General features: G+C 62.2%; 6 protein-coding genes. All 6 read right to left on the bottom strand.

All coding sequences use genetic code 11. The annotated features are described in order from the left end of the window. Window positions 1-837: 837 nt before the first annotated feature. Entirely contained in the window at window positions 838-1,728 is an 891-nt protein-coding gene (locus TU34_RS19515) for an alpha/beta fold hydrolase (protein WP_045824588.1), read from the bottom strand. 349 nt (window positions 1,729-2,077) lie between these two features. Beyond that, window positions 2,078-3,139, bottom strand: coding sequence for a BtrH N-terminal domain-containing protein (locus TU34_RS19505; protein WP_045824586.1), 1,062 nt, complete (start codon window positions 3,137-3,139; stop codon window positions 2,078-2,080). 90 nt (window positions 3,140-3,229) lie between these two features. Then, window positions 3,230-4,432, bottom strand: coding sequence for an NAD(P)/FAD-dependent oxidoreductase (locus tag TU34_RS19500; RefSeq protein WP_045824585.1), 1,203 nt, complete (start codon window positions 4,430-4,432; stop codon window positions 3,230-3,232). Further along, window positions 4,429-5,817, bottom strand: a complete 1,389-nt coding sequence (locus TU34_RS19495; RefSeq protein WP_045824584.1) for a cytochrome P450 — start codon at window positions 5,815-5,817, stop codon at window positions 4,429-4,431. Before TU34_RS19495 ends, TU34_RS19500 begins: the two co-directional genes overlap by 4 nt. 25 nt (window positions 5,818-5,842) lie before the next feature. Next, entirely contained in the window at window positions 5,843-6,163 is a 321-nt protein-coding gene (locus tag TU34_RS19490) for a 2Fe-2S iron-sulfur cluster-binding protein (protein WP_045824583.1), read from the bottom strand. 205 nt (window positions 6,164-6,368) lie between these two features. Next, window positions 6,369-7,766: an aldehyde dehydrogenase family protein gene (locus tag TU34_RS19485; protein WP_045824582.1), complete on the bottom strand. Its 1,398-nt coding sequence runs from the start codon at window positions 7,764-7,766 to the stop codon at window positions 6,369-6,371. Between the last annotated feature and the right edge of the window lie 132 nt (window positions 7,767-7,898).

The following is a 7,898-nucleotide window of genomic DNA, read 5'->3' as shown; positions in this document are numbered from 1 at the left end:
CCACGAGTCCCTCGGCTATCAACCCCCAGCCGAGTACGAGGCCGCCCTACGGGCAGCCTCACACCCCAGCGAGTCAGCCGTCCCGGCCCTCGTAACGACGTAGGAACTAAACCTGGGGTACTTCAGTGTCGTTTGCGTTCGATGACGCCGTGCCCCTACGACTCAGCGGTCCAACCGCCCCAGCGATCAGTCTCTGTTCAGCTCGCGGGATTCTCGGCGGCGACTGGCGAACCGACCCACGTCTCACAGCGCTGCTCGCATAAACCTACGAAGGCTGCTATTTGGTGAGCGTTTCCGGCCAGGCCATCGAACAGTTGAGCGGGGACTTGGGAAAGCAGGGGCTTTCGACCGAGACAGACACGTCACCTTGCGCGCAGACGGTGTGGCGGAGGATGAAGCCGTCGGTAATCCGTCGAGCGAGTCGTTCAACAGTCGAATGATGGTGCTGTGCGCGGCATCGTTGGTCGTCGTCACATCGCTCCATTGCGTGCAGGCGGTCAGGGTTGCTACAGGGACGGCCGCTACGAGCAGCACCGGCATCCATCCGCGTGTCATACGTCCGCATCACGTCGAGTCTGTCGTATTCGTTCCAGCAGCACCATCGCCGAAGCCCGGAGTGGAGCAGCGGCCTTTAACGCGGTAAACACCGCTGCGGACTCATCGTCGCCGATACTAGGTATGCCCCGACGTCGTGTTCGGGCTGTTGCTCGTCGCGGGCTGAGGGGGTCGGTGACCGCGATCTGACACGAACAAGCGCGCGCCATGATCGACGGGTTCACCGACGAGACCCACTGGCCGTTGTTCGCCGACGACGTGGTCGCACAAACGCCGGTCGTTTTACAACTTGTCGCGGTCCAGAAAATCGACTAACGCGGCGGTGAACGCGTCGTTGTTGTCCCCGGCTATCATGTGGCCGGCGCCGGACACGTCGACTACCTCGGCGTGAGGCACCAGTTGCTTGAATTCGTCGACGGTCGCGGTCGAAACTACGTCGGATAATAGGCCGCGCACGAGAAGCGTCGGCGCAGTGACCCGTTGGGCGCCGTCGATGAGCAGTTGACTGATCGCTTCGAACTGTTCGTGTCCGGCAGTCGGTTCTCCGCGGAGAAACTCGAAATTGGAGTGTACGAATGCCGGGTCCCATCTCCATATCCACCGGCCGTCTTCGCGCTGTCGGAGCACTTTGTGCAAGCCACTGCGACTTTTCGCCCGCTCGGGTCGCGAGTTGTAGGCAGCAATAATTTCCGCGGCGTCTTCTAAAGAGCAGAAGCCGTCGGGGTAGGCAGCCATAAAGGCTACTACTCGCCGCGCGCCGTCGATCTCCAATCGAGGAGTGACGTCGACCAGGACAACTGCGCCCCACGAGCTCGCGGCCGAACTCCTATGCGCGCCAAGGATGGTCATGCCCCCAAGGGATGCGCCCACAACCACCGGAGGCGTGTCTGCGGCGAAGTGATCTCGGACCGCGGTGAGGTCGGCAGCAAGTCGTTCGATGTCGTAGTTGCCGTCCGGGTCCCAGTCGCTGTCACCGTGTCCGCGGGCGTCGTAGGCAACCACCGTGTATCCGCGATCGTGGAGACGCTGAGCAGACTCGCGCCACGCGTGGCGATTCTGGCCACCGCCGTGGAGGAGGATCACCACGGGACCGGCACCTGTGTGGTGATAGTAGTCTGCGACGAGAGTGATCCCGTCCGTAGTTCGGACCCGTTGGCGTGCAACGCTACTCATGACGCGCTCCTCCTGATACCGGCGACCGTCGCCGTAAACCTTGGGTGCTGCGAGCAGCTCTCATACCGTTCGTGTTCCGACTCAGATAGATCGGTGTGTGTCTCGGTTCCCTTTACTTGCGGCCGGTCAGGGTGGCGCGCCGCTAGCGATGCAATTTCGACGCGCATGCATACGTCGTACTTCAGTTGCTCGGTACCGTCCAGGCGCCCGGGAACCGAGTCGGTGCGCGCCGCCTCGCTCACTTCCGCCCGGCGGGCTAAGAGCATCGCGCCGCGCATCATCACTCTTATCCGCAGGTACCAGACGATCCACGCGGCGCCCAGTGTCCGTACAGACCGGCTGTGGGCCGTCAACGACCCGCAAGTCTCAGCGAGAGCGCAGCGGATTCGAGGGACTCGACCAACTTGAGCTCCAGTTCAGGGAGGCTGCTGGCCGCCGCAGCCACGTTCTCCACGCGGGCTCGTATTTCGACGTCGCGCTGGGTTCCCACCCGTGCGGCGTCGGTCCACGCTTGCGCACAATCGCCGGCCGCGATTGCGAGCTCCGCTGTCGCGCCATCACCGGTCAGACGTGCAACATCGCCGCACCCTTGGGCGAGCAGGCGACGAAACAGTCCGCCGCCTGTGCCGGCTTTCTCGACGAATGCACGCAGACTGAACAGGAAAACCTCGAGCTCTTCGGCGGGGAGGTCGCCCCAGGTCTGGATGTCGTCCGCCAGAAGTGAAGCTGCGGCCAGGCCTTCGGCTCCCGTCGCCGCAACATCGACGATTCCGGGCTCGGACGGCCGGCGCATACTGTCTGCGGACTGGCGAAACGCGTCCGCGGCGATGCATCGCAGATCTGGCAACTCCTGCGGCCAGGTGATGCGGTAGGTGCGGTGACGGGTCGGCTCCGGGAATGCCGTCGATGATCGAGCACGTGCCAGTGCGTCGAGTGGGACCTCTTGTACCTCCGCGCGGTCGTTGTCCACGACGAAGGCAATGCCCTGGGCCTCGTCGTAGCCGATCACAACAATGTCGTGGCGGCTCATTTGCAGCTGGACTCGTAGGTACGGCAGTTCAGCGATGTCGCCCCACACGAGACTTGGTCGACCGGCATCGATCTCGTCGGCCACCCAGGACCATCCCTCCGCGGCATCGTCTGTAGTCAGGACGTCGACCTGGCCACCGAGGCGGCGCGGTAGATCGATCTCGAAGTCAGAGTTCCGTCCCACCAGGTACAGCGGCGGAGTCAGGTCCTTCGATCGGACATAGGACAGCCCCAGTGCACCGCCGAGCGCGAACACCAAACCCTCATCTGGCGGCCCGTCCCACCCCAGGCCATTCCAGTGCAGCAGATCCCGCATCGCGCCCGATCCGCAATGACCTCCCATCCGGTGGGGGTAATCCTCGATCAAGGTACTGGCGGACATGAGAACTCCTTACAGCGCACATCGACGCTTTGGCCGGTTTTCGGTCATCGATTTCTGCTTCTCGGTGTAGGTGTTCGAGAGCCGATCAGGTCACGCCGATCCGACGTGTGCCAGCTCTGCTCGGTTTATGGGGAGTTGCTGGGTGATGGTCTGTTTACTGGTCATGAAGTCACGGGGGCGGTTGATGCAGTCTGCTGCGATGAGCTCACCAGCTCGGAGATAGAAACAGCTGAAGTCGCGGTCGCGTGCCGGGTCGCCGCTGAGAACAACCTCGTCGTACCCGGTGTTGAGACCGGCGATCTGGAGCTTGAGCTCGTATTGGTCTGACCAGAACCACGGAAGCGCTGCTATCTGTTTAGGTTTCCCGCAGATGGTTGCCGCGGCCGCCTTGGCCTGTTCGCCCGCGCTCGGCACCGACTCCAAACGAATGCGTCGGCCGTAACGAGCCATGTCGTGACTTGCACAGTCCCCGGCGGCGAGGATGTCGGGGGCGCTGGTCCGAGCGTGGTCGTCGATCACGATGCCGTCGTCGATGAGTAGGCCGGCGGCCGACGCGAGGTCGATGTTCGGCTCGACGCCGATGCCCACGATGACGATGTCCGCTGGAATCGTTTCGCCGGTTGCCAGAACCACTTCACGAACCTGCTCCTCCCCGCCCAGTGCCTCGACCGAGGCGTCGGTGCGGATGGTGACCCCTTCTTCGCGATGAATGCGGTCGAAGAACGTCGACACCTCTGGAGCCGTGACGCGTTCGAGAACGCGGCCGGCGGCTTCGAGCACAGTGACCTCGAGACCCAATGCGCGCAGCGACGCCGCTGTTTCCAGGCCGATGTAGCCGCCGCCGACGATGACGACTCGCTGGCCGGGTGTCGTGGCGGCACGCAGCGTTGTCACGTCGGCGGCCGTACGCAAATAGTGGACTCCGGCCAGGTTGGCGCCCGGAATCGACAGGCGCCTGGGTCGTGCGCCGGTGCACAGGGCGAGGTTGTCGTAGGTCAATGTTTCGCCAGTGCCCAACACGACATGTTTCGCGGATGGTTCGATCGATTCGACCGTCGCGTCGAGGAGTTGAATCCGTTGCTTCGCATAGAACTCTTCGCTTCGAAGTGCGAGTTCGCTGACGCCGCACTTGTTAGCCAGGTAGGCCTTGGACAATGGAGGGCGTTGGTAGGGCAGCGCCGATTCGTCGCCGATGAGGACGATGTCTCCGGTCCATCCCTCTTGTCGCAGGCCGACAGCGATTTGGACCCCGGCATGGCTGGCGCCGATGATGACGGCCCGCCTCGTTGTCACGAGTCGGACTTGGGGGTGAGGCGGACCATCATCTTGCTGATCCCCCGCACAAAGTTCGACTGCACGTACTCGGGTTCGCCGACGACCTCGATGTTCTCGAAACGAGAAAGCAGTTCTTCCCAAAGGATCTTCAGCTGCAGTTCGGCCAGTCGATTACCCATGCAGCGGTGAACACCGAATCCAAAGGAGATGTGGTTGCGGGCGTTGGCGCGGTCGATGATGAAGTCATCGGGCCGGTCGAACACGCGTTCGTCGCGGTTGCCCGAGGCGTACCACATCACGACTTTGTCGCCTTTGCGGATGAATTGCCCGTTGAGCATCGTGTCGGTCATCGCGATGCGGCGCATGTAGGCCACCGGTGTCTGCCACCGGATGATCTCGGAGTTCATGTTCGGGATCAGGTCGCGGTTGGCCTTCAGTTTCTCGAACTCGTCGGGGAACCGGTTCAACGCGAGTACGCCGCCGCTCATCGAGTTGCGGGTGGTGTCGTTGCCACCGACGATCAGCAATGCCAAGTTGCCCAGGAACTCCATCGGTCGGTCGATAAGGTTTTCGGTGTCGGCGTTGCTTTGCATCATGGTGATCAGATCGAATCCGGGTTCCTCGCCTGCTGCGGTCCGGGCCGCCTTGTCGTGCCAATGCTTACTGAGACCTTGCGCCATCTCCCTCATACCGCGGAACGTGTCGTCGAGGTCTGCGGGGCCGCCGTTGGTCTGCTCCATCGACGTTGCGAGATCGGACCATTCGACGAGCTTGCGCCGCTGCTCGTATGGATAATCCAACAACGTCGCCAGCATGCGAGCGGTCAACTCGATCGACACTGTCTGAACCCAGTCGAAGGGCTCGTTGAGGGGCAGGTCGTCGAGCACCTCCTGCACGCGCGAGCGAATCAGCCCCTCCATCTCGCGGAGGTTCTTCGGCGCGACCACACCCTGAACGGCAGCCCGCTGCCGGTCATGCCGCGGCGGATCCATCGCGATGAACATGGTGATGTCCATAAAGCGCGGCGGGACCCCGATGACGATCAACGGCTCGGCGGAGAACACCTCATGGTTCTTGTCGACGGCCATGATGTCGGCGTGGCGGGTAACCGACCAGAACGGACCAAACGGACTGTTGGGTTGGAAATGCACCGGGGCCTCGTTGCGCACGCGCTCGAAGTACGACTGCCACCGCCCCTGACGGTAGAGAAACGGGTTGCTGAGGTCGATGTCGGCGAGTTCGACATCCTCAACCGGCGGGATGGGACTTTCGACGAACAGCTTCTTCCCGTTCGACCCGGTCACCACACGTCGAGTCTTGTCGTACAGATGTGCGCCACGGATCTGCAGGTCTATCGGGATAGCTGACTGGACACGCTCAGTGATTACGTCAGAAACCTTCATTGCGTTGATATCCGTTTCCTCGTGGTCACATCTGAAATTCAGGCGTCTGAACGATCAAACCATCCCACGCCGCGGACACGTCCATCTGGCAGGACAACCGGGAGGTCGGTTCACGCTCGGGGTTCATGGCCAGCATTTCCTCCTCGACGGCGCCCGAACGCCCAACCGTCTCCGACCACCGCGGATCGACGATCACAGGGCACGTCCCACACGCCGCTTCACCTCCACAATCGCCATCGATACCGGGCACCGCGTTCTCGGTAGCGACTTTCATCAAGGATTGGCCCTCCACCAGCGGCGCCTCGTGCTGCTTGCCGTCATGAGTTACGAACGTGACAACTGCCATAACCAACTCCCGTTGCGGTGTCGTGAGATATCTAATAACTGTGCCGAAGATTGCCTACGGCGGCTATGTCCGTCCGAGTCCAAAAGGTTGTGACTTTGGCTCAACGGCCAGGCCCGGTGTGTCACGATGCCGAGTGTTACAGCCGCTTGTCGTTCCCGACGAGTGGTCCGAGCGATGACGTTGAACCGGTGTTCACAAAGCTCGTTCATAGGAGTCTCCGTAGTAACTTGACCGTACGTTCGGTGTACGGCGGATAGATCAGTCTCAGATCGGGTTTGGCAGGTTTGGACAGCACTGCTCTGCGGTGGCTCAGGGCCTCGAACCCCCACTTGCCGTGATAGGCGCCGATCCCACTGGCACCCACGCCGCCGAAAGGCAGCTGCGGAATCAAGCAGTGCAGCGCGACGTGGTTGATGACCGCACCACCAGATGGGATGCGGTCGACCAGGTGGCGGGCCTGCTGCGACGAAGATGTGAAAATGTAGAGCGCCAATGGTTTTGGTCCGGCGTTGATCTCAGATACCGCTGCGTCGATCGAGTCAATCGCGAGGACCGGCAAGACGGGCCCGAAGATCTCACCGGCCATGACCGCATCGGTGTCGGGCGGATTCACGACGACAGTCGGCTCAATACGTAGGCTTTCCCGGTTCGAGTTACCCCCGGCGACGATGGTGCCCTGGGTGGCGGTGAGTAAGTCGACCAACCGGTCGAATTGCTGCGCATTGACGATCGGCAGCGAGTACTCCGATTCGGCGGACCGGAACTCGGCGATGTTCTGGATGATCTTCTTCACCAAGACGCCGGCGATCGACTTGTCCGCCAGAACGTAATCCGGGGCGATACAGGTTTGGCCTGAGTTGAGCAACTTGACCCATGCGATCCGGCGCGCAGCGACGTCGATGTCGGCGTCGGCGGCCACCACGACCGGGCTCTTCCCACCCAACTCGAGCGTCACCGGAGTCAACGTCAGCGCGGCGGTGGACATGATCTTCTTACCGATTTCTGTGCCTCCGGTGAACAGGGCATGATCGAACCCCTGACGCAGCAGATCCTGAGTAGTCTCCCCGTCTCCCTCCGCGACTCGAATCGCCTCTGCATCAAGGTATTCCGGCACCACGCGGGCTAGTAACGCGGAGGTTGCCGGCGCAAGCTCGGATGGCTTGATCACTGCGCAGTTGCCGGCTGCCACCGCTGCAACCAATGGGCCCAGAGTCAAATAGAGGGGGTAGTTCCACGGCCCGATGACCAGCACGACGCCCAATGGGTCGTACTGCACCCACCCGCGACCAGGCAACTGAGTCAGAGGCAGTGACACGCGTTTGTGTCGCATCCATTTTTTGAGGTGTTTTCGCGCAAAGCCGGCTTCGGTCTTCGTGGCGTTGATGTCGCCAAGCCACGCCTCGACAGGGGAGCGACCAAGGTCATCGGCCAACGCCGCGGCGATCTCGCCCTCGCGCTCCGTACAGAGCCGCTCGATCCCTGCCAGTTGATCCAAGCGCCATTGCAGATCGCGCGTACGTCCTGACTCTGCGACACGACGGACCTCGTCGAGTAGTTGCTTACAGTCGGTCCTGACGCCTTGCGATTCCATTGGTAGTGCCATGTGATCTAGCCTTCCTGGTTGCAGGGCGTTTCGCGTGTGAGCGGGAGCGTCCCCGAAGCGCACCGTGGAGGCGCATGGCCTGCCGTGCACGAGCTTTACCGCCTACCGTCGCCACCGCCGATAGGAGTTCTC

The organism is Williamsia herbipolensis (genome assembly GCF_000964005.1).
GTDB lineage: Bacteria > Actinomycetota > Actinomycetes > Mycobacteriales > Mycobacteriaceae > Williamsia_A > Williamsia_A herbipolensis.
This window is presented reverse-complemented; position numbering and strand designations above follow the sequence as displayed.

Bases quoted from the DNA above. Each gene is read 5' to 3' on its own strand.
- TU34_RS19505 (WP_045824586.1), bottom strand. From the start codon at position 3,139: ATGTCCGCCAGTACCTTGATCGAGGATTACCCCCACCGGATGGGAGGT.
- TU34_RS19495 (WP_045824584.1), bottom strand. From the start codon at position 5,817: ATGAAGGTTTCTGACGTAATCACTGAGCGTGTCCAGTCAGCTATCCCG.
- TU34_RS19515 (WP_045824588.1), bottom strand. From the start codon at position 1,728: ATGAGTAGCGTTGCACGCCAACGGGTCCGAACTACGGACGGGATCACT.
- TU34_RS19485 (WP_045824582.1), bottom strand. From the start codon at position 7,766: ATGGCACTACCAATGGAATCGCAAGGCGTCAGGACCGACTGTAAGCAA.
- TU34_RS19490 (WP_045824583.1), bottom strand. From the start codon at position 6,163: ATGGCAGTTGTCACGTTCGTAACTCATGACGGCAAGCAGCACGAGGCG.